Annotated in this window: 21 protein-coding genes; 9 read left to right on the top strand and 12 right to left on the bottom strand. The window is 53.0% G+C overall.

The genetic code is table 11. The features are described from left to right. The first annotated feature begins 11 nt into the window (after positions 1 to 11). Complete coding sequence (locus Pr1d_RS01245) at positions 12 to 500, top strand: thioredoxin family protein (protein ID WP_148071808.1); 489 nt, start codon at positions 12 to 14, stop codon at positions 498 to 500. 67 nt (positions 501 to 567) lie between these two features. Continuing rightward, positions 568 to 825: a hypothetical protein gene (locus Pr1d_RS25675; protein WP_210417850.1), complete on the top strand. Its 258-nt coding sequence runs from the start codon at positions 568 to 570 to the stop codon at positions 823 to 825. A 67-nt stretch (positions 826 to 892) separates the two neighbouring features. Here Pr1d_RS25675 and ettA read toward each other — a convergent pair whose 3' ends face one another. The 3 genes from ettA to guaA all read right to left on the bottom strand — a co-directional run bounded on the left by ettA (position 893) and on the right by guaA (position 4,916). Then, positions 893 to 2,572 (bottom strand): energy-dependent translational throttle protein EttA, encoded by a 1,680-nt coding sequence (ettA, locus tag Pr1d_RS01235; RefSeq protein ID WP_148071806.1) that lies wholly within the window; start codon positions 2,570 to 2,572, stop codon positions 893 to 895. Between the two features lie 73 nt (positions 2,573 to 2,645). Beyond that, positions 2,646 to 3,239 (bottom strand): hypothetical protein, encoded by a 594-nt coding sequence (locus Pr1d_RS01230; RefSeq protein ID WP_148071805.1) that lies wholly within the window; start codon positions 3,237 to 3,239, stop codon positions 2,646 to 2,648. A 78-nt stretch (positions 3,240 to 3,317) separates the two neighbouring features. Next, a complete protein-coding gene (guaA, locus tag Pr1d_RS01225) occupies positions 3,318 to 4,916 on the bottom strand; it encodes a glutamine-hydrolyzing GMP synthase (RefSeq protein WP_449241576.1) in 1,599 nt (532 codons plus the stop codon). Between the two features lie 191 nt (positions 4,917 to 5,107). Between guaA and surE the strand changes: the two genes are divergently transcribed. From surE to Pr1d_RS01210, 3 genes are all read left to right on the top strand, one after another. Further along, positions 5,108 to 5,881: a 5'/3'-nucleotidase SurE gene (gene surE / locus Pr1d_RS01220; RefSeq protein ID WP_148071803.1), complete on the top strand. Its 774-nt coding sequence runs from the start codon at positions 5,108 to 5,110 to the stop codon at positions 5,879 to 5,881. A 29-nt stretch (positions 5,882 to 5,910) separates the two neighbouring features. After that, positions 5,911 to 6,396 carry a hypothetical protein gene (locus tag Pr1d_RS01215; RefSeq protein ID WP_148071802.1) on the top strand — a complete coding sequence of 162 codons (486 nt, stop codon included), beginning with the start codon at positions 5,911 to 5,913 and terminating at the stop codon, positions 6,394 to 6,396. A gap of 125 nt (positions 6,397 to 6,521) precedes the next feature. Further along, complete coding sequence (locus Pr1d_RS01210) at positions 6,522 to 7,283, top strand: hypothetical protein (RefSeq protein ID WP_148071801.1); 762 nt, start codon at positions 6,522 to 6,524, stop codon at positions 7,281 to 7,283. A gap of 1 nt (position 7,284) precedes the next feature. On the opposite strand, the gene Pr1d_RS01205 is transcribed toward Pr1d_RS01210, so the two are convergent. The 8 genes from Pr1d_RS01205 to Pr1d_RS25670 all read right to left on the bottom strand — a co-directional run bounded on the left by Pr1d_RS01205 (position 7,285) and on the right by Pr1d_RS25670 (position 19,881). Continuing rightward, the gene (locus Pr1d_RS01205) at positions 7,285 to 7,854 is read right to left on the bottom strand and encodes a hypothetical protein (protein WP_148071800.1); all 570 of its coding nucleotides are present in this window, start codon (positions 7,852 to 7,854) and stop codon (positions 7,285 to 7,287) included. 13 nt (positions 7,855 to 7,867) lie between these two features. Next, positions 7,868 to 8,215, bottom strand: coding sequence for a hypothetical protein (locus Pr1d_RS01200; protein ID WP_148071799.1), 348 nt, complete (start codon positions 8,213 to 8,215; stop codon positions 7,868 to 7,870). Between the two features lie 46 nt (positions 8,216 to 8,261). Beyond that, entirely contained in the window at positions 8,262 to 9,539 is a 1,278-nt protein-coding gene (eno, locus tag Pr1d_RS01195; RefSeq protein ID WP_148071798.1) for a phosphopyruvate hydratase, read from the bottom strand. A gap of 192 nt (positions 9,540 to 9,731) precedes the next feature. Next, positions 9,732 to 10,862 carry an NHL repeat-containing protein gene (locus tag Pr1d_RS01190; RefSeq protein WP_148071797.1) on the bottom strand — a complete coding sequence of 377 codons (1,131 nt, stop codon included), beginning with the start codon at positions 10,860 to 10,862 and terminating at the stop codon, positions 9,732 to 9,734. A 107-nt stretch (positions 10,863 to 10,969) separates the two neighbouring features. After that, the gene (locus tag Pr1d_RS01185; protein ID WP_148071796.1) at positions 10,970 to 14,920 is read right to left on the bottom strand and encodes an FtsK/SpoIIIE domain-containing protein; all 3,951 of its coding nucleotides are present in this window, start codon (positions 14,918 to 14,920) and stop codon (positions 10,970 to 10,972) included. Positions 14,921 to 15,134: 214 nt separating this feature from the next. After that, complete coding sequence (locus Pr1d_RS01175; RefSeq protein WP_148071794.1) at positions 15,135 to 15,704, bottom strand: hypothetical protein; 570 nt, start codon at positions 15,702 to 15,704, stop codon at positions 15,135 to 15,137. A gap of 77 nt (positions 15,705 to 15,781) precedes the next feature. Continuing rightward, positions 15,782 to 16,054: a WXG100 family type VII secretion target gene (locus Pr1d_RS01170; protein WP_146452211.1), complete on the bottom strand. Its 273-nt coding sequence runs from the start codon at positions 16,052 to 16,054 to the stop codon at positions 15,782 to 15,784. A 338-nt stretch (positions 16,055 to 16,392) separates the two neighbouring features. After that, positions 16,393 to 19,881 (bottom strand): aminotransferase class I/II-fold pyridoxal phosphate-dependent enzyme, encoded by a 3,489-nt coding sequence (locus Pr1d_RS25670; RefSeq protein ID WP_168204992.1) that lies wholly within the window; start codon positions 19,879 to 19,881, stop codon positions 16,393 to 16,395. Positions 19,882 to 20,633: 752 nt separating this feature from the next. Between Pr1d_RS25670 and Pr1d_RS01155 the strand changes: the two genes are divergently transcribed. Further along, on the top strand, positions 20,634 to 20,819 hold the full coding sequence (locus Pr1d_RS01155; RefSeq protein ID WP_148071793.1) for a hypothetical protein: 186 nt from the start codon (positions 20,634 to 20,636) through the stop codon (positions 20,817 to 20,819). Positions 20,820 to 20,902: 83 nt separating this feature from the next. On the opposite strand, the gene Pr1d_RS01150 is transcribed toward Pr1d_RS01155, so the two are convergent. Further along, positions 20,903 to 22,510, bottom strand: a complete 1,608-nt coding sequence (locus tag Pr1d_RS01150) for a BBP7 family outer membrane beta-barrel protein (RefSeq protein WP_148071792.1) — start codon at positions 22,508 to 22,510, stop codon at positions 20,903 to 20,905. Between the two features lie 341 nt (positions 22,511 to 22,851). On the opposite strand from Pr1d_RS01150, the gene Pr1d_RS01145 reads away from it, so the two are divergent. The 3 genes from Pr1d_RS01145 (at position 22,852) to Pr1d_RS01140 (ending at position 24,639) form a co-directional block, all read left to right on the top strand. Further along, the gene (locus tag Pr1d_RS01145; RefSeq protein WP_148071791.1) at positions 22,852 to 23,823 is read left to right on the top strand and encodes a hypothetical protein; all 972 of its coding nucleotides are present in this window, start codon (positions 22,852 to 22,854) and stop codon (positions 23,821 to 23,823) included. Between the two features lie 105 nt (positions 23,824 to 23,928). Then, positions 23,929 to 24,027, top strand: a complete 99-nt coding sequence (locus Pr1d_RS26585) for a 50S ribosomal protein bL37 (RefSeq protein ID WP_390622054.1) — start codon at positions 23,929 to 23,931, stop codon at positions 24,025 to 24,027. A gap of 90 nt (positions 24,028 to 24,117) precedes the next feature. Next, a complete protein-coding gene (locus Pr1d_RS01140; RefSeq protein WP_148071790.1) occupies positions 24,118 to 24,639 on the top strand; it encodes a 3-hydroxyacyl-ACP dehydratase FabZ family protein in 522 nt (173 codons plus the stop codon). Positions 24,640 to 24,656 lie beyond the last annotated feature (17 nt).

Raw genomic sequence — 24,656 nt, 5'->3', positions numbered from 1 at the left:
GAATTCGTCTCATGCATTTTTTCCACAAATTCCACCGAGACATGCTCCGGCTGTTTCTCTTGGTTGCCATCGCCGGTTGTCAATCACAGACTAAGCAAGCCGTCTACACTGTCGGCAGTTACAATCCCGAAGCCGAACCGACAGTTGATCTCGCTGCCACCGTCAAACAGGCACAGGCCGATCATAAACGCATCATCTTGCAGGTAGGAGGAGAATGGTGCCAATTCTGCCATCGGCTTGACGCCTTCATCCGCGAGACCCCCAGCGTAGCTGCGGGACTGCACGATGGATTCCTCGTCATGAAAGTCAGCTTCACCCAGGGTGAAAATGAAAACGAAGAGTTCTTAGGCCAATACCCTGATGTGGCGGGCTATCCCCATTGGTATGTCCTGGAGAGCGATGGCACATTGCTTCACTCTCAGGACACTTCGAAAATCCAAAAAGGCAATAACTACAGCGAAGACAAGCTGCTCGCCTTCATAGACAAATGGAAGCCCTAGCGATAACTTCCCAGCCAAGTCGCAACGCGGCCCACGACTCTCTGAAGCCTAGAACAACTCTTTCTGCTTGAGCCCTGCTTTAGATTTTCCCTTTCCACGGCTTGAAGTCTTTTTCTTGGCACTCTTTTTTGCCTTAGGAGATTTTCGCTTGGGCGATTTTTTGGAAGATGACTTCTTAGTGGTAGACTTCTTCTTAGCGGTTTTCTTCGTGGTAGCCTTTTTCTTGGTACTTTTCTTGGGTGACTTCTTCTCAACAGTCTTTTTCGACGTCGATTTCTTCTTCCCGCCGCCAAAAGCAGCGTCCCAGTTGTCGGCAAACTTCTGATTGGATCCTAAACGAAGTACACTCATTTTACTTCAGTGCCCTTTAATCAAAACGTGGTGAAAAAAAACTAGCTCTGCTGGAGTCTCTTATACCGAAAACGATGCGGGGCGTCAGCCTCCTCACCTAGCCGCTCACGGCGTTCGCGTTCGTAGGTCTCAAAATTGCCGTCGCACCAGTGCACGTATCCTTCTCCTTCAAAGGCTAAGATATGCGTTGCCAGCCGGTCTAGGAACCAACGATCATGACTAACCACGACCGCACAGCCCGCGAAGTTGGCAACGGCCTCCTCTAGAGCTCGCAGGGTATCCACGTCGATGTCGTTGGTTGGTTCATCCAATAGCAGAACATTCGACCCTCGTCGGAGAAGCTTAGCCAGATGCACGCGGTTTCGCTCTCCACCAGAAAGCACGCCGACCTTCTTTTGTTGGTCGGTACCGGTGAAATTAAAACGCGAAACATACGACCGGCTATTTAACCGTCGGCCCCCCATTTCCAAGTTGTCGAGTCCGCCTGAGATTTCCTGGTAGACGGTATTGTCCGCCACCAGATCGTCGCGAGATTGATCGACGTATCCCAGTTCGACCGTGGGACCGATCTTCAGTTCCCCCTCGTCGGGCGTCTCCAGTCCCATGAGCATTTTTAACAGCGTGGTCTTACCGGAGCCATTGGGGCCGATAATCCCCACGATGCCACCAGGGGGGAGGCGGAAGTTGACATTTTCGAAGATCACGCGGTCTCCGTAAGACTTGCCCAGATCAACTGCCTCGACCACCATGTCTCCCAAGCGTTGACCGGGAGGGATTTGAATCTCCAATTCATCTGGCTTGTCGTTGTATTCCTCGGCGACCATCTGCTCGTAGGCCTTTACGCGGGCCTTGTTCTTGGCTTGCCGTGCCTTGGGTGCCATCTTGACCCATTCTAGTTCTTTCGCCAAAGCGCGTTGACGAGCGCTCGCCTTTTTCTCTTCAGTTTTGAGCCGAGTGTGTTTTTGCTCTAACCAGGAAGTGTAATTTCCTTCGAAGGGATACCCCTGCCCTCGATCAAGCTCCAGGATCCAGCCTGCGACGTTATCAAGAAAGTAGCGATCATGCGTCACTGCGACAATCGTGCCGGAGTATTCGGCCAAATGGCGCTCTAACCAAGCGACGCTTTCAGCGTCGAGATGGTTCGTAGGTTCGTCAAGTAACAACAGGTCAGGTCGTTCAAGCAGAATTTTGCAGAGGGCAACTCGGCGTTTTTCTCCGCCCGAGAGCTTCGACACATCAGCATCACCGGGTGGCAGATTCATGGCGTCCATGGCGATCTCGATCTGGCGATCGATTTCCCAAGCATTGGCTGCGTCGATGATGTCTTGCAAAGCCGACTGCCGATTCATGAGCTTTTCCATCGCGTCGGGATCGTCGGCGACCTCGGCATATTTTTCCCCGATGGCCTCGAACTCTTCCAGCAACGCACGGGTTGCGGCGACGGCCTCCTCGACGTTGCCTTGAACGTCCTTGTCAGGATTGAGGTGTGGTTCTTGCTCCAGTAGACCAACGGTAAATCCCTCGGCAAGACGAGCTTCTCCGTCAAAATCCTTGTCCTTGCCGGCCATAATTCGCAGCAAGGTGCTTTTGCCGGAGCCGTTTCGTCCTAGGACGCCAATCTTCGCACCTGGGTAGAATGCGAGCCAAATGTCCTTGAGGACCTCGCGTGGGCCAATTTTTTTGGTGAGATTGCTGATCTGATAGATGTATTTTTGTGACATAGATTCCGTGTTTTAGGTTGGGAAGAACTGGTCGCTAAAGCGACCAGTCCGTCGAAGTTTGGACTGGATCGCTTTAGCGACCAGTTTGATAACGCTTATACGGTACACCATCGAGAAACGCCTTAAGCTCCAGCGCACGCTTAAGCCCGCGTTCCAATTCTATCTGGACGTGCGTATGAGGATAGTCGCGATGGTCTTTGACTGTTCCGTGCCGCTCACCCTGGGTAAGTGTATAACGAAAAGCCCGTCGACACTGCCGCTCATCTCGCAGACAGCCGTCGAAGTAGTCCCGATTCCCCTCGGAGCGCCAGAACGGCACGCGGCGCTCTGGAAGCAGGTCGTTCACCAGTTTCGCCACTGAGCCGTGCAGTCGCTGCATCAAAGGGCCTAGATTTTCACCGGTTCGTAAGTACCCCAGAGTATGGTAGTGATTGTCCAACAGCGACGTGACCCAAGGAAAGAATTCATACTTGGTGGTATCGTGGCTGAAACGGTCCCGAAAAATATCCTTCGCTTTTTCAGTAGCGAACGCTGGGTAGCGTTCACGGCAGCGGGCGGTGATGAAGTAGACTTGGTTGTCGAGGTACCAATGTTCGTAGCGATGGTGCCCCTGGTACACCTCCGTCTTTGTTGCGTAGTTTTTGCGAAACTTACGGTAGTCGCTCATGGCTTCTGGTCCTTTCCACTGGTCGCTGAAGCGACCAGTCCGTCGGGGTTGGACTGGTCACTTTAGTCAGAAGTTCTTTCACTCCCACTCAATCGTTGCGGGGGGCTTGGAGCTTATATCATATACCACTCGATTGACCCCCTTCACCTCATTAATTACCCGCGTGGAAATCCGCGAGAGTAGGTCATAAGGAAGGTGGCTCCAGTCAGCGGTCATGAAATCGTCGGTGTTAACGCAGCGCACCGCCAAGGCATCATCGTAAGTCCGGCTATCCCCCATCACGCCGACGCTTTGCACAGGCAAGAGAACGGCAAATGCCTGCGAAGTTGCTCGATATAAACCGGCGGCCTTGATTTCTCCGACCACAATCGCGTCGGCGGCGCGCAATGTATTGAGTCGCTCCTGAGTCACTTCTCCCAAGCATCTTACGGCGAGCCCTGGCCCCGGGAACGGGTGCCGCCAGACGATTTCCTCTGGTAACCCCAATTGCAGGCCAAGTCGCCGGACCTCGTCCTTGAACAAATCCCTGAGGGGTTCGACCAACTCGAACCCCAGTTCTTCAGGCAATCCGCCGACGTTGTGGTGCAACTTGATCGTATCAGCAGGGCCGTCGCGGGATGCCCCACTCTCGATCACATCAGGATAGAGGGTCCCTTGGGCGAGATACTTCGCTCCTGAAATTCGTTTCGCTTCGCCGGCAAAGCAATCGATGAACGTATGCCCGATGCGACGACGCTTTTCCTGGGGGTCTGTCACACCGGCTAGAGCCGCTAGGAATTGCTCCTCGGCCTTCACTACATGGAGATCGGTTTGAAAGTGCTTAGAGAATTCCTCAATGACAGCCTTTTCTTCGTCGAGTCGCAACAGGCCGTTGTCCACCAATATGCACGACAACTGCGGACCAATCGCCTCAGCCAACAAAGCAGCAACCACGGAAGAATCGACACCGCCGGAGAGACCGCAGATTACACGATCGCTGCCTACCGACTGTCGTATCTGAGCAATTGTTTCCGTTGCAAAATCCCCCAATTGCCAAGTGCCAGTGGTGCCGCAAATGTTCCGCAGGAAATTCCCCAGCAGTTTGCTTCCCTCGATGGTGTGCGTCACCTCAGGGTGAAATTGCAGTCCGTAGAGAGGCCGCGTGCGGTGTTTCACGGCTGCGAACTTGCAATCAGACGTGCTTGCGAGCTGCTCAAAATCATCGGCTATGTTAGCTACTTGGTCTCCGTGGCTCATCCACGCTTGGCTCACCGGGGCCACATCTTCAAACAGCGGGTCGGCCTTGTCGATGTGCCATTCTGCCCGGCCGTATTCTCGGGAAGGAAAACTCTCGACTTTGCCTCCTAGCACATGGCAGGCAAGTTGCATCCCGTAGCAGATACCTAAGATGGGAATTCCCAGCTCGAACAGCTCGGGATCACACTGCGGGGCACCCTCAGCATAAACGCTTGCGGGGCCGCCAGAAAAAATCAACCCTAGTGGTGCAAGTTCACGGACCCTTTCCGCGGTAATACTGTGTCGCACGATCTCGCAGTACACATGCTGTTCACGGACCCGCCGGGCAATCAACTGGGCAAACTGCGAACCGAAGTCCAGCACCAACACCCGCTCTGCGGTAGTACTGCTCTGAATCCTTGCGTCTTGGTCCATCTTGCGAGTCGGGTCGTCCCCGACCACGTCCTTCAACTGAAGTGAAACTCGCCATTATAAGGGCCGTCAGCCGTGACGCAACGCATCGGACGGTACCCAGATTAACGCATTCTTTGTTGCCTTTTCGCCTCACGAAGTTGAATTTTCGCACCCCAAAGCGTTATGATAGAGAAAAGAGAGCAAACGACGCAAATCCCTGCCAGACGGACAGTTACGGCATGAAAATACTTCTTACGAACGACGACGGCATTTACGCCCCCGGTCTGGCTGCCCTGGAACGCCAGTTGCAGCAGTTAGGGGATGTAACCGTCGCCGCACCGCTCACCGAGCAAAGTGGCGTAGGCCACTCGATCACCTACCTGAAGCCCCTGATGGCCCGGGAGGCGTTCGACGACAATCGTCGTCGCCGTGGCTGGGCGGTGGAAGGTAGCCCTGCAGACTGCGTAAAACTAGCTATTTGTGCCCTGCTGCCTGAGAAACCTGATTTGGTGGTGAGTGGCATCAACAGCGGCATGAATGCCGGCATCAATGTGCTGTATTCCGGTACGGTGGCAGCAGCCATCGAAGGCGCATTTTTTGGAATGACCAGCGTAGCGGTGTCACTCGAGTTTCACGAGGCAGCCCGCTACGACGTCGCCGCGGAACTGGCCGTGGGTGTAATTGAACAAATGCTCACGAAAGAAAATGCAACACACCATTTGTATAACCTGAACATCCCCATGGCGGCACTCAATAATCCTGCAGAGGTGAAAGTCGTGCCGATGGCAACGGCCCCCTGGGGTGAAGATTTTCGCAAAAAGATCGACCCTCGTGGCCGCCCCTACTATTGGGCCAACGGCCTACAGCCTGATCCCCCGAGTCACGAAGAAACCGACCTGTCAGCCCTGCGAGCAGGAAATATTACCCTCACCCCCTTGAATTTTGACATGACCCTGAGATCGAAGATCGCAGAAATGCGAGAATGGAAATTGGGGAACTGTGGAAATACATAACACACCTAAATGCTGGATGGACTCCGACCATGGAATCAAAGCACCTATCTCTCTTCGCACTGCTCATTTTTTTCACTGGTTGCGAAGTCCCCGAAATCGAAACCCATCAAACAAGTACACCAGCAGCCCAACCCGCTACCGTGGCCGAAGCACCTAGTGAAGAAGTTGTCCAGCCGACCGGCCCCGATGAGCCGCCACCAGTTACTTCGACGCCTCGTCCGTTTACTGCCAAAGATCCTGTCAAAGGCAAGAAGTCTCGTGCTGCAGGTCAGGTTGCCTCCGCCATTGGAGGCACTCGATTCTACGTCGAATATGAGAATCTGCGCCTAAATATTGTTCACGCATTGGATCTCTATTGGGGGGAACATGGCGAGTATCCCAAGTCGCATGATGAATTTATGAAGAAGATTGTTGAGTTCAATAACCTGACACTTCCGGAACTCGATCCGGGCGTTGAGTACATTTACGATCCTGCAGATCATACGCTCAAGATTTACCGACCTGATGGTGCATAATCTCAACATAAGTCAACGGAATAGAAGTTGCATTTGGTTTCCGTGTGTCGCAAAGCGACACGCTTCTGAGAACCATAACATTCCTCACTCCTCCCTGATTCCCTCCCTCCTCAAAGATCTACATCATGACCAATCGCATTCCTCCATTCGTATGGCGACTCCTTTTCGCCTTTGCTCTTTTAGCAGTATTTCTCTCGTCACGCTCGCGCGGTGCTGAGTGCCCAAGCTGCTACACATTAGCCACGGCAACACCATATGTGCCCCAGGCCGATAGTTGGGTTTTCGCTCCTAGTCGCTACACACATGATCCGGCCACCGGTGCTCGCGTGGCACAGTATGACCAGATTTCTCCCGTAGAGCCTTTGCCAGACCAACGGAACGTGACCAGCGGGTACAGCCGTACGCGGACCGTATTGCGTGGGGCCGATGGATCATCGAGTGCCAACTTCGTCGTGACCAACTACGGCAATGGCCGTGGTGGAATTGATGCGGAATGGGAACGTGTACACGATGCCTGGCGCGGAGCGACCGTCGGAGGTGGCAACTTTTTCGGTGCTATAGGCGGATTTCCAGGCTTCGGTCCCTATGGTGGCGGGGGCTATGGACCTGACTATGGTGGCTACGGCCCCGGCTACGGAGGTGGTGGCTATCCGGGTTATGGCGGTGGCTATCCAGGTGGTATCCCTGGTCCCGGATTCACGTCACCCAGCTACGGCTACGGTTCTGCAGGCCCCGACCCACGCCGGCTTGATCCCGATGCCGCTGATGGATATCACGATGGCGCCTGGCGTCGCGAGCCGAACCAGGAATTTTTCCGTCCGATCCCTAAGGCAGGATTTCAGAAAGAGCATCACAGGCCCCGTCCGCCCTATGGCCCCAAGTCATAGGTTACCGGACGGGCCGGTTCCCTCGCACGCTTTTCACCGCATCAATCGGTTGACCTCGCTGATAAACTCGATAGTTGACGATCAACCAGCGGTCACCGGTTTTCTGCCAGTCAATTTCCACTTGATCGAAGAAAAAAAGTCGGGCACCCGAGCGAGAGTGAACGCCGTCGACCCGCCCTCGGAAAAATGAGGTTGCTCGTAGTGGTACGGAAGTTTCGTCGAGTTCGACCCGAACTGTGGTTGCTCCGGCGTCCCTCACTTTCACTTGAGGCATCAGTTTTTCGGCATCAGTTCGAACGTTGGTTGCGGTGGGATCCATGAGTGCAAGTACGGCGGTGAGATCGTTGGCCTCAATCGCGTCGGTCAATTGCGACAGGGTCGCTTCGACTTGCTCACGATCAGTGACGACCATTCTCTCGGCAAGTACCAAAACTAACGTAAGAGCAATCACGGCCCCCAACACAAGAATTGATGCAAGAGACCGCCGTGCAAGCACCAACACCAAGCACAAAGTGGTGAGTACAACCCCAGCAGCCCAAATCGGCAGCGGATTCTCAAGCAGTAGATTCATGTCTTGCTATCGTCTAGCCGCGACCCTCAGGGGAGTGCATCCTCCACCGTTCTCGCACCAGCATCCCCAGCGAACCCAAGGTGATTACCGCCAGCGTAACAGCGAGAGGCCAGAGTTTGACCTGTGTATCACCCGGTTGGGAGTAATGCGGTACTCGCTTAACAATTTTCTGACCGCCAGCATCCTCGTCGATCTCAAGCGACCCCTCTGCCACCGCCGTCCGGGCCTGCCCCTGACGCTCAATGTTCGCTTGACGATCGCCGAATTTCCCGCCGGTAGCCAAGATCGCCACCAGTCCCACCGCTGGGAATATGGCAAACCAGAGCCAGGGCGAGTCAGTGATGGGTGGGGGGGATGTCATGACGGTGGTCCCACTTCAGTGGGACTGATCTTATTCTTGTGCCTCATTACCGCCGCGGAAACAGCGGCCCCGCGTACTGTGCCGCGTCGCCCAATTGCTCTTCAATCCGCAGAAGTTGATTGTATTTCGCCATACGGTCGCTGCGGGATGCCGAGCCGGTCTTGATCTGGCCCGTTGAGAGTGCCACGGCTAGGTCAGCGATAGTAGCATCTTCGGTTTCGCCGCTGCGGTGGCTGGTGACACTAGTGTATCCGCTACGGTGAGCGAGATTAATCGCGTCAATCGTCTCGGTCAGCGTGCCGATCTGGTTCACTTTGATGAGGATGCTGTTGGCGATTCCTTCGTCGATACCGCGCTGGAGCCGCTCAACGTTGGTCACGAACAGATCATCTCCCACCAGTTGGCACTTGTCACCAAGTCGCGTCGACATCAGTTTCCATCCTTCCCAGTCGTCTTCGCTGCAACCGTCTTCGATCGAGCAGATGGGATACTTGTCGACCCAACCAGCCATTAGATCGACCATCCCCCCGCTATCGAGCTCTTTACCGTCGATCGTGTAAACTTTCTTCTTGCTGTCGTAAAACTCCGTGGCCGCGCAATCCATGGCAAACCACACTTGCTCGCCCGGCTTATAACCTGCCTTCTCGATGGCGGTGAGAATCACGTCAAATGCCTCAGCATTGGCGCCCAGGTTGGGGGCAAAGCCACCTTCGTCGCCTACGGAGGTATTGAGATTCTTGTCGGACAGAACCTTCTTCAGGTTGTGGAAGATTTCACAGCCGCAGCGAAGTGCATCGCTAAATGATTCAAAGCCCAACGGCATCACCATGAACTCTTGGATATCAACAGAGTTGTCAGCGTGTTCACCACCGTTGAGGATGTTCATCATCGGCGCGGGCAACAGTCGGGCGTTCGATCCTCCCAAATATCGATAGAGCGGTAATTCGCAGAACCGTGCCGCTGCATGAGCTGTGGCGAGCGAAACACCCAGAATTGCATTCGCGCCGAGATTCTTCTTGTTCGGTGTACCATCGAGTTCAAGCATTTGTCCGTCGATAGCCATTTGATCGAGAGCATCCATGCCAATCAACTCGTCGGCAATTGCTGTGTTGATATTCTCAACAGCCTTGGTAACCCCTTTGCCAAGAAATACATCTTTGTCGCCGTCGCGAAGCTCCCAAGCTTCATGGGCCCCGGTACTCGCGCCACTGGGAACGGCTGCTGTGCCGATGGTGCCGTCCACGAGGGTGACATCGACCTCGACTGTGGGATTGCCGCGACTGTCCAGAATCTGCCGTCCGTGGATATCGACTATAGTGCTCATAGTGAATTACTCCTGATATGGGTATTTGAGTTGTTACTGTTGGGTCGTAGTCTTTGGGAATGGCCCATTTTATAGCACGAGCGCTGGCTGTCGAGGCGGTGCGGAAAACTCCCTCCCAGCCGGACCAACACTTTGGTCCGGGATTAAGCCGGGGGATTGCAATCCCCGGCGTTGAGATGCACATCGGAATGCCTAACCTAATCGTCGCAATTTGCTCACTCGACCTGTGGCAACCCATTCGGCGACGAAAATATTCCCCTCGCTGTCGAAACAGGCGTCGTGAGGGTGAACAAACTTGCCCGGAAGCCACTGCGATTCATCGGCGCGAATGTTGAATCCGCCTGTCTCGCGGTTGTTTTGCTGAATTCGCTCGGTATCAGTTCCTAGATGCGCGATTACCCTGTTGTCTTTATCCAGAAGCGTCACGCGTGCTACCAATTCGGGAACTAGCATGACGTCTCCATAGGTATCGACATTCGCCGGCCACAAGAAACCGTCGAGTGTCTGTCGATGTTCACCGTCGAGAGTAAACCACTGCAGGCGATCAAACTCGCGGTCAGCTACCACAACCAATGGTTCGTCACCACGATTATCGATCCAGATGCCGTGTGGCAATTTGAACGTGCCATCTTTTTTTGATTCAGATTTTCCTGGCTCACCAAAAGTACTTACCCAATTAGCTTCACTGTCGTAGAGATGAACTCGGTAGGCGCCGTAGCCATCGCTCAGCAAGAAACCTCGATCAGGGAGAAAGGCGATGTTGGTAGGTATGAAGCGATCGCGACCCCAGGGATTGTCGTCATTTGCGCGAGGGAACTTGTCCTCCCCTTCCACATAGACGCCACTCTCCATGGGTGCCCCTTTGCGCCACACTTGCTCTCCTTTGGTATTAAGCTTGGCAATGGACCTTTGCTGTTGGTATGCACAGACATACAGAAAATCTTCGCCATCCTCATTGCGAATTTCCAATCCATGTCCCCCGCCGACGAATTCTTCACCAAATGCACGAATAAATTTCCCCGTTTGATCAAAGACAAATATCGTGGGATGGTCAGGGATATTCAATTTCCCCTCATGAATCACGTACAAGTTACCATCGCTATCAAAGGCGACGTTGTGTGTTGTTTGCCAATGATACTTCTCTGGAAGCTGCGGGAACTGGTGCTGCACTTCATATTGATATTCACCGCTGCCGACGATCGCGTTGGAGTTGGTCTTGCGAGCGGTGACGATTGTTGGCAAAGCCAATGTTGTGGCAGCACCAGCGAGAGTCGTTTGCATGAAACGGCGACGCGTGTGGTCCGGTTGGTCGGAAAGATTCATGAAGAGATTCCTTGGAATAGGTCTAAGTCTTGCGATTCAATCGCACCTTTAACAGAACATTATAGGAGGCCGATTCCAAGGGTCGATATCTATCGGAAAGAATTGTCTTAGGGTCGCCCTACTCTGCGTACCGCAGATTGCTCGGCAAGCCAAGCGAGCCACTCGTCGCTAGGTCTGCCATAGGGCCGGAATTTGACACTCGTGCCTAAGTCGTCGCGATAGAATATGGCACGATGTTCGCCCAAGCGTCCTGCGGCTGGCGAATCGATTAGGCTCGTTGAATCGACAGGACTCATCTGTAGAGCGACTCGATAGTCCACTTCCCGTAAGGCAATCCGGTCGAGAATCCGAGCAAGGCTGTTGTGCGAATCGCACCAAATCAAGAGGTGGATTCCAACGGCAGGCCCTTCTCGCAAGATTTCACGAAATTGTTTATCCGTTGCCGGCGGTTTGCCGTTGTTCGACGAGCTGACCGCAAAGGTGAACTCTTCTTCGGTCACGCGCAGGTCTCGGAATTGGGCCAGGTCGTAGATCACTAAAAACTGAGGCTCGTATTCCTGAACGGGGTCTGAGTTCCGCCGAGATACTTCATCGGCTAATTGCGAAATCACATGAGACGTCTCGCGGACGGGACAAATACGAACTCGATCGGGCATCGCGTCAATTACTTTTTGCCAAGCGCCCCGATCAAGAGATTCGCTCCGCATGCCATCTAAAATGGTGATCTTTGATTCATCTCCCTGTTGTTGGGACGCCAATGTCGCTACAGCCGTGGAAAGAATACCGAGTGCCAACGGTTCATCTTGCCCGACGATCAAGAGGTGATTGCCACCTTGCCGACGGAATGTCAACTGAGTGGGGGGTTCAATTCTCACAGCGGATCCCAGCCAAATCTTAGGCTCCACAACGGGCCCATCGGAATCGGAGGTTATCAAGTCGACCAATTGCTCGTTCGACAGCGGATTGGCTGGGACATTTCCTTCAAATACGATTGCCGGTACGGTTGCGATTCCTGCGTCGAGTTGTCGTTGACGTATATCGGCCAGGTACTGTTGACGTTGGCTGTCTGCCAGCCACACCACCTGGAACAAATGGTTTCCTTCGACCATGCCGTTTTGGTCGTTGTAGATCGCCTCACCTGGACGGCTCAAGAGTCGAGCCGCAGAGTTGTCGTCGCTGAGTATCAAGTGTGCATCGGCTTCGCTGCACTCCAGGGCGATGCGGACCGCCATCTGGCCGATCGTGCTACGCGCCAGGGAGTATGCCCCCGCCAAGGTTTGTGAGCCGAGCAGAACATGGATTCCAAAGGCTCGCCCCTGCCGTACGAGACGGTCCAGCAGCAAAGCGGCATCCTGTGCAAGCTTGTCATCGGAAACAAACAACTCCTGAAACTCGTCAATCACCAATAAGAGCCGCGAGAGGTCTTCCCCCGACTCACGGCGGAAACCTGCTAGGTCTTGCACGCCGAGTTCGCGAAAGCGTTCTCCTCGACTTCGCAATTCGTCGTCAAGTCGTTCGAGAACGCTGACCCCAAATTCCCGCTCACTTTCGATCGCGATTACCCTGGCATGAGGTAATTCGTGTGTTGCGTACGTCTTGAACTCGACGCCCTTCTTAAAGTCGACCAAGTAGAACTCTACTTCCCGTGGACTGTAATGCAGCGCCAAATTGGTCACCAGGGCATGCAACAAAGTACTTTTGCCAGAACCTGTCTTGCCAGAAATCAGGGCATGTTGAGCCGTCCCTTTTCCAAGCCGCAATGATTGCAGCTCGTTGGCGCCTGCTCGGCCGATGGGAACCACCAGTTCTTGGGCAGCGTTGCCCACCCAGACTTGCTCAGGGCTGGGAGCGACTACCTCGAAAGGAACTTCGACTCGACTGGCGGTATGGGACTCTTCACCGGCGTGCCGAAGAATCTCGTTGAGTTTCTCTTTCGGCGGAAGCTTGTCCAACTCAAGAGTGAGTTTCTCAAACAAAGGATACCGCCATCGCAGGCGGTCATCCACCCAATCAAGGTGAACCGCGTCAGCGAGCATTTCCTCCATGGAAATGTCCGCCGGGAGCTTAAGTGACGAATCGGCACTCAGAATTGTGTAGACGCCGCAGCGAGGCCCCGTGGCGGCTATCGTTTTCAGTTTGCGGATCGAAGCATCGCTCAACCCTGCCGGAAAATTGGCCACGACGATCACATGAAACGGTTCAGCGACCTCCCCTGCATGAGCGTTGTATTCGTGGATCGATTCGAACTCGTTCCGCAAGTATTTCTGGAACACCTTTTCCATGTGATCTGACAACAGGGAGAGTCGCTCATCGATCTGGCGAGAATCAGTTAAGATGCGCTTGCCGACGAGTTGCTCGTCATAGTCAGCCAAATGCATAAAGGTTGCAAAGTTTTCTCCCAGCCCGGCCGGATCGCAAATCGTAAACCGTAGTTTGCCTGCAGGTGCTGCCGTGAGAAAGCGAAGCATCAATAACTGCAATGCTTCGACCGCGACTCGCCGCCCTGCCCCATCGGCAGTGATCATCAGTCGAGGGCTTTCCGCAAACGACATCCAGGCGGGGAGGTTGAGCTCAGTTCGTTCAGGAACCAGCCGGGCATCTTCCGATAAGCCATTCTTGACTGCTTGCAATGGGAGCAGGCACTTGCCGAACGAAATAACGGGTGGCAAGCGGTCGGGGCGTTGCCAATCCTCCCAATCGATAGTTGACCAATTAGGAAAGAACTGGTCGCAACTCGCCTGCATCTGATCAAGCTCGTCGGCGATTTGCTGGAAACCAGTGAACCACTGATCGGCCATTGCTTGCCAGGAGGAATCATGTTCACTTTGGGCATCTGAAGTGCGCTTTTCAAACGACGCTTCGTTCTCTTGCCAGGCGATCTGTCGCTCCTCCGCCAATTGGTCCAGAAGTGGCGGATACTTTTCCATTGCCGCAGCCTGTGTAGACTGGAATTGCGCCTCCAGTTCAGCCAGCTTTCCCTTGAAACGGCTTTGTGACTCTACGAGTAACTTTTGTTTTCTGGCCTCACCTTCTGCAACTGCCTGCTGACGAGCCACCTGGGCAGCGTCTAATCCTTCTTGTTTCCGAGTTGTAATCGCATCGGCTTCTTGACGACTGAGTAATTGAGCTTCTTGGCGTGCCTGGATTTCATGTCGGCGTGAGTCCGTAACCAAAGAATGGATACGATCGTATTCATCAAGTGTGGCACGCTTTGCCCGTGGCCCCAAGATGAGATAGAGAACCCCAGTGGCAAGGGCTCCCAAGACAGGAGCCACAAGGGCACTAATCAACAGCGAACTCGAAACTATCAATGCAGGAACAAATAGTATAAGGGTAGCCAGCAAGCCCCAAATAATAAATCGGTTCTCTTCAAAAAGTAGAGAGGGTAACTTCTGAGCTTGTAGGGCGAGTACTGCACGATGCAGTTCAGCGAGAGTTGCCTGCTGCCGATCTTCCCCTCCGCCAACCGGCACCGTTTCAACTGAAGAGTCTAGTGTATTCTCTTCCACCTCGCGGATATGTTTGTCGAGTCTCCGCATAGTGAGCAGGGTATCAGCATCTCTTAAGAGAGAATCAACTTGAGACTTACGTGACTGGATGCGTTTGCCTGCCTGATCAAGCAACTGTTGAGGCTTGTCCTTGGAGGCGTCGAACACAGCCATGGCTTCCCATTGTTTTTCCTTGTGGGTTCTTTCAATCCCAAGCAGTAGCTGTTTGTAGTCGACTTCGATTCGATTGATCTCTGATTCAGACTTGCTAGTAAGTTCTGCTTTCGTTTCGCGATACTGCTGTCCAACTGCGAGTTTCGCATTAGAAAACTCGTTTTCAAGATCCCGGCGACGCTCTGTAAAAGTCTTGGTCAACCGATTAGCATTGAGAGTGTGGTCTTTTTCGGCTGCAGCAAGGATTTCTGAAAGAGATGCAGCCAAGCGAGCTTCTTCCGCAGCGCGCGTATTCGCCAACTGTTGCAGTTGTTGCATCAGTTCCAATTGGCGTCGAGTTGAAAGACGTTGTTTGGTCACATGTGCGACGCTTAGGCGCCCCGTTAACTTTCGCATTCGCGTTGCATTTTGCTTGTCAGCTGCTGCATTCGCGAAATGGAATCCAATGTTTGTTTTACTACTGGAATCAGAGGTTCCAAGTGTTGCTCACAGAACTTTTGACTCACGCCGTCGTTCCACGATTCGCTGACTTCTTGCCAGGCACGTTGGAGATCCTCCATCGCGCGACGAATCTGCGCCGAACTAGTATCGAGATCCCACGGTCGCATAGTTAACTTTCCGGCGCAGGTGACTTATTAGCGGGCAGGTTTTCCCCATTGGATTTCCCGTCGCTTTGTAGAGGTTCTTGATAATCGGGGGGACGTTCGATCTGGTATCCTTCGATACGCCGCATTATGAGTTGCAATTTGGCGCGTGCCGCTGGAAGTTCTGTTTCCAGGATTCTGCGTAAATGTCCGATGCGTCCGCTGTACTCAAACATTTCGTGATGCATTACGCTTTGCCAGTGTTTGACGAGCCCCTTTTTGTCATGACAGTAGGTGAGTCGATTCTTGGCAACCTGAAGGGCAGCGCGTTCTTCGCGGCAGGCAGGTCGTTCGTCAGTAACTGCGAAGATTAGACACCGCTCGACGTCGAGCTTGGCTTGATGAACTGCATCGGCAGCGTTGTTTTCTTGTACCTTCCAATAGTGGGGGCAATCATGTTCCAGCCAAGTTGTTGCGCGTTGGAGCTCCGACGACAGATTGTCAAGTGCTCCTTGCGTTCGCTTTTCGAATTTCGCCAGCGCTGCCCGAAACCTTTCGATTGCCTCTACTGAAGTAATGTTCGCTGATTCAGACATGGCAATTCAATGTCCAATTGTCAATGGTCAGTAGTGAGAAGGGCATACTCCGATTCATTCGATTGGTCATTTCCTTTCTACTTCTGCTGTAGATACTCTTCAATCCGTTCGGCCTTGCGCATCAGAAATGGTGCGTACTCACGAGATGCTTCAATTGAGCGCGCGATCAGCTTGAGATGATGCTCAAACTCTTCAGCAAATTTGCGATGTTCCTGGTCTCGCCAACTGCTGTTCAACGTGTGCAACTGACTGGCAAGTGTGTTGAGGCGATCTTCTAGTTCAACGTTGAATTGGTTGAGTTGATGGGCGAACCTGCGTAACTCCGCGGGATCAACGATTGCTTGGGACATGAAGGGAGCCTCGTGAGCTGGAGGAATGGGTGCGCAGCAGAATTCACTACTAAACGAAAAAGAGTCCGATTTGTTCCCTAATCGAACGCCATGGAAACCTATGGCATTGCTGGCCTGTAGGGTGCGAAAACAAGTAATCTCCCCACCTTTAGTTTAGTCAGGCACCCATAAACCGTAAAGGAAGTATCTGAGTGTGCCGTCTCGGCGAGTAGAATACTCAGAATAATCGTCACAAAGGAAGCAACTGAACTAAGCCGGACCGCCACGCGGTCCGGGATCTCTACGGCATGTAAGATCGGCTAGGACTTAACAACCTGATCGACAAGCTAGACAAAGCACTATCGAAACAAAGCAGATTCACCAGTCGGAGAGGCAGTAGCTCGAAGCAAGCGTTCGTAAACTGGATCAAATTTGGCAAGCTCCTCGGAGACGGCTGCTACGGTCTGCCTGATCTGTTCTTCAGTGTGAGTGCTGGTGATGAAAAACCGCAATCGCGCGGCACTCTCTTCTACTGCGGGATAAAGAATTGGCTGCACGTTAATTCCTCGCTCAAACAAGCCATGCGATAGCCGCAGCGCATTTTCGGAATTCCCTGTGATGACGGGCACGACCGGGGTGTTGTTGCTTAGTCCGGTATCAAGTTTGGCTTCCTTTGCCAGTTGCAAGAAGAGACGAGAGTTCTTGCCAAGTTGAGCGACACGCTCGGGTTCCTCTTGCAGTAGCTGGAGCGAAGCCAATGCCGCTGCAGCATTGGGGGGGCTCAAGCCAACGCTATACACAAACCCGGGGGCAGTGTATTTGAGGTACTCGACGATTTCTTTACTACCAGCGATGTACCCGCCGCAACTGCCAAAAGATTTACTAAGTGTCCCCATCCAGATATCGACATCCCTAGGGTCAACCTCGAAATGCTCCGACATGCCCCGACCGTGCGGACCCATGGTGCCCATCGAGTGGGCCTCATCGACCATCAAGTACGCCTTGTGACGCTGCTTGACTTCCACAAACTTCGGTACATCAGGATAGTCCCCATCCATACTGTAGACCCCTTCTACAACGATCAATACCTTGTGGTACTCATGTCGGAGTTCCGTGAGGATCTCATCGCATGCTTTCCAGTCGTTGTGGGGGAAGGGTCGTCGTCGAGCCCCCGAAAGCATCGCTCCCTGCAAGATGCTGTTGTGCGACAGAGAATCGTGAAGAACCATGTCCCCGGCGCCGAACAGATGTCCGATGGTCGTCTCGTTGGTAGAGTGCCCGCCCACGAAAACAATTGAATCTTCCGTGCCGATAAAGTCGGCAATTGCCCGTTCGAGTTGAACGTGAATCGTTTTCTGTCCTGATACCACTCGGCTGGCAGAGACACTGGTGCCAAACTTGGCGACAGCTTCTTGCACGGCTTGGGTCACCGTGGGATCTCCCGACATGCCCAAGTAATTGTAACTGCAGAAATTAATGTATTCTTTGCCACCGATCACTGCTCGATCGTTCGTGATTCCCTCATGAACATTAAAGAACGGGATAGGCAGCCCCGAACGTTGCGCAATACGAAGATTTTGTTGCAGGCGGAGATAGTCGGCACTCTCAGCAAAGTCATAGTCCTCGGGGTGAACCTCGTAGTGGTCTGGTCGTACACTGCGTCGCTTGGCAGTACCTCCCATATACCGCTGGATGGCCTCGACAACCTCTCCACACGTTTCCATCGAGGGAAGGATTTGCTCAGGGAATCGGCCGCCAAAGGCCTCTTCCAGCGAGGCCACGATCTCCATTCGCTCGAGAGAATCGAGCCCCAATTCCAAGATGTTCGTATCCCAATTGAGTTCTCCTACTCGTTCGCGACCGATTGCGCGGACCTTCGCATACACCACATCTGCGATTTCGGCCGTTTGACCGACCGGGACCTTCGTTGGAGGGCGCATGGAAGAAGGTACATCTTCCGGCAAGGCAACGCCGTTGGCATCAACTGAGCTTGTTGTTGTCGAGGTTGTATCTTCAACGGTGTCGGTGGTATCACCTTCTTCGACCCAGGTGGCCTCAGTCATTCTCTCCTTGCGCCTGAGTGAAGGAGCGACGACTTCATCACCTTCTTCACTCGACCACTTGGCAACGGCAGCCAAAGTGCCTGCCAGGAATCCATCGCGACAGGCATGACGCTGTATCTTGCCGCTAGAGGTCTTGGGGATACTGCTCGCTTTGATCAGAACAACAGCAGAAACATTTAACTCATGTACTAGGGCGACCCGTTTGCGAATCGCTTCAGTTATCTCAGAGAAGGGGAGATCGCGACGGCGGACGACTTCTTGAACAATGACGAGTTGTTCGGAACCATCTTCGCCGGTGACGACAGCCGCACCAGCGCCTGGTACCACGTCGGAGTGTGCGGACTGTACTGTTTGCTCGATGTCCTGAGGATAATGATTGACTCCCCGAATAATGATCAGGTCTTTAAGTCGCCCCGTGACGAAGAGTTCACCTTCGAGGAGGAATCCAAGGTCTCCGGTCCGCAGGAATGGACCACGCCCATCTTGCAGGCGTGCCTGGAAGATCTCGCGGGAAAGGTCGTCTCGTTTCCAATAGCCTCCAGCCACGCTAGGCCCCGACACCCAAATCTCGCCCACCTTCCCGTCACCCAAATTGGCGAATGTTTCCGGGTCGGTGATGACGATCTGCTGGTCAAGTAGATTGCCGCCACTGCCTACAAGGAGTCGAGAACCCTCGGCACCTGGGGTGGTTTCGACGACATCATTCTGCTCGAGACCAGAAATATCGAATGCCCGGACATCTGGGAGAGACTGCTTGAACCCTCCGGTTACGATCAAAGTTGCCTCAGCCAGTCCATAACAAGGATAGAACGCTTCTCGCCTAAAACCGCATTCCGCGAAGGCCTCGGTAAAACGCTCGATAGTTTCTGCCCGAACCGGTTCCGCGCCATTGAAAGCCAGTGTCCACTGGCTCAGATCGAGTGTCGCTTTTTGCTCAGCCGTTACCTTTTGCGTACAGAGGTCATAGGCGAAATTAGGCCCACCCGAGATAGTGGCTCGAGTTTGTGAAACGACTTTCAGCCAGCGCACCGGCTTTTGCAAGAAGTGCGTTGGCGAAAGCAAAGTATTGGATCTGCCCATATGCAGCGGTTGCAGAATCCCGCCGATGAGACCCATGTCGTGATAGAGGGGGAGCCAGAAGACTCCGCTACCCGAACGGGTATGCTCAAATGCGTAGGCGATCATCGCCGAGTTGTGCATGAGATTGGCGTGTGAGAGCATCACTCCTTTGGGAGAGCCCGTTGATCCCGATGTGTACTGCAAGAACGCAAGCGTATCACCGTGCACATCAGGTCGCTGCCAACTATTGGCCCACTCGTCGTCTAGTTGATCAGTAGCACGCCACCGAATTCGCTGCAACGATGGCGTATCACCGATCATCGTTTGTACACGTTCCAACACATCGACGGTTGTCAGTGCAATTTTGGCTTCGGCATCATTGGCAATCGAGTCGATGCGGGCCATGTTGCGATTGCGTCGCGGCGGATATGCAGGCACGGCGGTCACGCCGGCATAGAGACAACCGAAAAAGGCCGCTACGAAATCCAGCCCCGAAGGATAAAGAAGCAGCGCTCGTTCGCCTTCGAGATCAAGGGATTGGAGCGAGACGGCAATGGAGCGGGCTTTGCGATCGAGGTCGGCATAGGTCCACTCGATAGTCTCATGCTCGCCATCGACAATAAACCGAAAGCCAACATCATCCCCTTGATGCAGGGCACGATGCTGCAACAACTCAACTAGGTTGGAAGGGCCAAAAAACGAACCAGGCAAGTGATCCAAATGCACGACTAACACCAATTCTCAAACGGGACTATCGAATGTCACATATCCATCTATGCGAACAATCGAGTCCGTTGTTACAGGTTTACCGGCAGCGTCGCATGCTAGGAGGGACCCACTTCAACGGCCCCATACTAATAGCGGCCATCTCTCGGCTTGCTAATGGACGGCAGACATGCCACTAGAGGATCTTGCGGACATCCACACCAATGCAAGCAATGCTGTGGTCGCCACAACACTCTTGTCGACCCTACAATGCGAGGCATCCTCGGCTGCATGAGGCGGCGAAAACCAGCGATTATTCGAATACCATTGTAAATGCCAATCATGCTGGATGCACCCCCTCTAGGAAGTAATTTGAAACTCCGCAAACTTTCAGCTGATATTAACCGCAATAAGCTACGGGAACCTCTTATTAATCGACATTGCGGCTCTCCGAACCAGAGTGCAAATTGCCAGCAACTCGATCCTTGGAGAGGATTTGGGCTTAAAATAAGTCAGTCTCCTAGTATACGCATATTGCGATTCTCAAGAAGAGACGACAAAGTTTTCGACTCTTCGTTGACCGACATAGTCCCTATCTTCTGCCGTCGGTGAGGTTATTCCTCCTAGCATATGGGTTCACCATCTATGGCACTTAGCTGAAAAGCTGCAAAATCATCCGATCCACTTGCTCATTATTTCGATTGGAGAGATAATAATCACAGATAGAGAAAGGTCTAATTGCCAAATTGTTAGCCTGCATAAGGAACATCAAGTTGCTTACCGAGAATGAAGTTTCCCGAACCTGGAGTCGTTTATTCAAAGATGGACTAACTGAAGATGCGTTCGACAATGCCGACAATCTGTTGTCAGAACTGCGTCCAGAAAGCCCCCTTCGCCATCGCCTAGAGCTGGAACTTGGCGAGTTGCGGAAGATGCATTTGAGTCAAGCGAAGGCCTAAAAAAACAGAACGCCCAGACTGCTTCTTTTGAAGAGAGGCAACCCCTGGGCGTTGAAGTTTCATTAAGCTAACTGCATCCAAGTCTAGTAGACGGCTTCGAACCCGAAGTCCACGCCATTGACATAGATTTCATTGTTGCCACCTTTCAGAATACCAAGGTCTGGGATATACCAGTCGACCGTCTGTGAAGCACGCGTGATGTTTTCCACAAAGATTCCAGTGTATCCAAGCTTGGCCGCGATCGAGCTGGTAATCTGATAGCTGCAGTCTGCTCGGATTTCTGCCACCGGAGAGAAGTTCTGTTGCTGCCGAGCATAGGAAACCGCATGCGGTTGGGCATAGATCGGTGAGTTGACTGCACCCGGAGAAAGGTCTTCGCCAATGGCACCTATCTGAGTTTGGTCCTGGACGTTGTAGCCGAACATAAATCTACCATCGAGTCCGAAGTTCCAACGTCCCCTTTGCTTCGACCATCTTCCACGAACCTGTGGTCCGACAATCTGGTTCTCTGCGCCAGTGGTTGCATAAGTGCGGCCCAAGATTCCTCCACTACCATTGAAGTAGAATACGTCGTTGAGTCTCAGGTAGCGAACTCCCACACCCAACTCGACAAACTCTCCCTGACGTTTGACTGGCAAGTGGCGATTATCGAGCGTAACAGTTTTCATTAGTTCAATACCATCGGTCTCGGTAAGGTTGCGAACTTCAAACCTCTCGAAGGCAACGTTAAAAGTGTGCAAGTCTTCGTAGTCCACACCGGTGCCAATCACTTCATCGTCGGCGTTCACAACAAAGAAGAAACCGCCAACAATGTTGCCGTTTAGATTGTCTGGAAGTCCATCGGCACCACTTGTAAGGTCGACGAGTAATACTTCTGGATTGCCGTCAATGCCTGTTCCAACAACCACTGCTTGAACTGCGCGCCCCGGTCCAGCCACTGTCGGACCTAGTTCGTTGTTCGGTCCATTAATCGCGTAGTCTACAAAACCAGTGAGAAATCCATCCGGAGTTCGGAAGTTCACATGGACGCTGCCGAATCCGTTCCGGGAGGTGGCTATGTCGAAGCTTCCCGATCCGGGTTCCCCAAAGATATTAGAACCAAAGACAAAGTTTGGGAAATCAAAATTGGGGTCGTGCAAATTCTCTATGAGCGGCAATTGGTTGGGAATAGTAAGGCTGTTGAAGCCGAAGATCTGTCGGCCAGCGATTTCCGGACCGTCCATCACACCAATCATCCAGCCATTGCCTCCTTGGGTATAGCCGAATTCATAGCGATCTCCGTGACCAAAGTCGCGGCCATTAGGAGGAGCGTCTTGGATGCTATTGTTGATAATGTATTGAGGAGGAGGGGTGCCGATCGAAAAGGGAGAAAGGTTGCCACCAAAGATCAGCTCGGAGAATACGACTTCGTTAGGATCGCCGACAGTGACTCGCTCACCTGTTGCTGCCCAAAATGACTTTTCAAAGCTGAAGAAATAACCACATTGCTGGCGGATCGGCCGACACTCAAAATCGAAATCGACCGGTGCAAAAAACTGTAAGTCGTGATTGGGATTGTCCATCAAGAGTGGCGTCGGGTTGGGACCCTCAAGCACTAACTCGTGGTGAAGTGGCTGTGCCTGACTCACGACGGAACTCATCGTAATGAGTAGACTGGTGGCAACCCAATTGAAAATTTTTGGAGCGGTCATAGCTTCCCACTATCCCTGTCGCAGGCATCCCCAAAGAGATGCAGTTTCGTTGGTCCAGGCCCCATCAGGGCATACAAAACGGACGATCTGTGCTGGTAGTATCGGAATGGCCGGTCGCAATGGTTGAGTAAGTTCGGTAAACTCTGACGAAAATAACGATTCTCCGGTCAAGCATTGCTAGCGTCTTTCTTGCTTCCACCTGCCCCAAAAGCCTGGAATTCCTGTTTTTGCGAGGTTTGTTTGCTGGGCTTGGCGGGGATATACTTCTCTTGAACCCGCTAGCAGGAAAAAGTCCCTGAGGGCTCGAATCTGAGTCCATGGCATCCACAAGGAGAAATCCATTGAGCTATCTGTACCTTTTGCCCCTCCGCCGGATCGTCGGCCCCTTATTGCTTTGCATCGTTGGACTTGGACCATGGCCAATTGACGCTGGCCTCGTCCATGCCAAACCCGCTGTCGCTGAAGATCAGCAAACATTGGGTGAAGAGTGGGTGCGTGTCGCCAAGGACGAGAATGGTAAACCCCAGGCTTTAGAAGTGGCAATTGTTCGTTATGTGCCAGCTAAGCAAGTCAAGCAGATTCGCCAGTCGAAGTCGGGCCTGCCGCAGGCCCGCGAATATGTCGATCTAATCGGCGCGGTGCATATCGGGGATCCTCAATACTATGCCTTCCTCAATCGCAGTTTTCGCAACTATCAGGCCTTGCTCTACGAGTTGGTAGCACCTCCAGGAACCCGGGTCGAGCGAGGTCGAGGGACTTCAAATCTGCATCCGGTTGGTGCTATGCAGAACAGTATGAAGTCGATCTTGGAAGTCGAGCACCAGTTGGAGCAGATCGACTACACCCGGCCCAATTTTGTTCATGCAGACATGTCTCCTGAAGAATTCGCCTCGTCGATGGAAAATCGAGACGAGAGTTTTATGAAGATGTATACCCGCATGATGGGGCAGGCCATCGCACTGCAGAGCGAACAAGCAGCTCAAGGCGAGTCGACTGATTTTGAGCTGTTTACAGCTATGTTTTCTGAAGACCGACCTCGCATGCTCAAAACGGCCATTGCTAAGCAATTTCAGTCCATGGAGTCGGTTCTCTCTGGCATGTCAGGCCCCGAAGGATCTACGCTCATCACTGAGCGCAACAAGCGGGCGCTCGAGGTGCTGCGGAAACAATTACGTGCAGGCAAGCGAAAAATCGGCATTTTTTACGGGGCAGGCCACCTAACCGACATGTCTGAGCGGCTGGTCAAGGACTTCGGCTATCAGCCAGTTGGAATCGTCTGGGTAGAAGCCTGGAATTTGCGGGAGAAGCAGTAGTCACACCTTAGAACGGAGGGACCGAAGCACTTCCCGTCAGGCCTAATTACTGGTAGAATACTGGGTCTGTAGCAATTTTTTCGCCAGTATAGAAAGGGATCTCCCATGGCCAAGCCAGGTCGCAAAGTTAAGAAAGCTAATCACGGCAAGCGCCCCGCGTGTAGCCGCCCCCGTAAGAGCCGACGCCAGAAGGTCCGTACCTAATCGATCCGATATCTGCATTCTCTTTCGGGCGTTTTTAGGGGGCGACGAATTGGCGTCGACTGGGAGTAATTCGGCTAAGGAATTTACGTTGTGGCAGGCAAAGATTGGATACTCGATCCCGAAACGCTCGATTACTCCAATATCGTGGCGGATCTCGAAGCGATTCGCCAAGTGAATTCACAGCGTGGTGAGATGGAACATCTCACCGCAATTATCTTTGATGATGCCGAAATCAATATCTGTGCTGGTTTCCTAGACGTGACCGATCAGGAGTTCTGGGTCGCGGGTCACATGCCTGGTATGCCATTGATGCCAGGAGTTATTATCTGCGAGGCAGCCGCGCAAATGTGCTCGTATCATGCACTCAAGCACAATCTCTTGGGTTGTGAAGTGATGGGATTTGGGGCACTTAACAATGTCAGATTTCGAGGTGCCGTGATACCGGGAGACCGACTTACGGTTGTTTGTAAGCTCACAAAAATGCGCCGTAATCGGATCGTGGTTAGCCAGTTTCAGGCGATCGTCGGCTCGAACCTTGTCTGTGATGGGGAGATCAGCGGCATTCCCCTGCCGACCGATGAACTTCGCAAGCTGGCAACACGCGGTAACTAGGCAGGCCAGTTTGATTC

It is taken from the genome of Bythopirellula goksoeyrii (assembly GCF_008065115.1).
Classification (GTDB): Bacteria; Planctomycetota; Planctomycetia; order Pirellulales; family Lacipirellulaceae; genus Bythopirellula; species Bythopirellula goksoeyrii.
The sequence above is the reverse complement of the archived record's forward strand: the minus strand, read 5'-3'. Positions and strand labels throughout refer to the sequence as shown.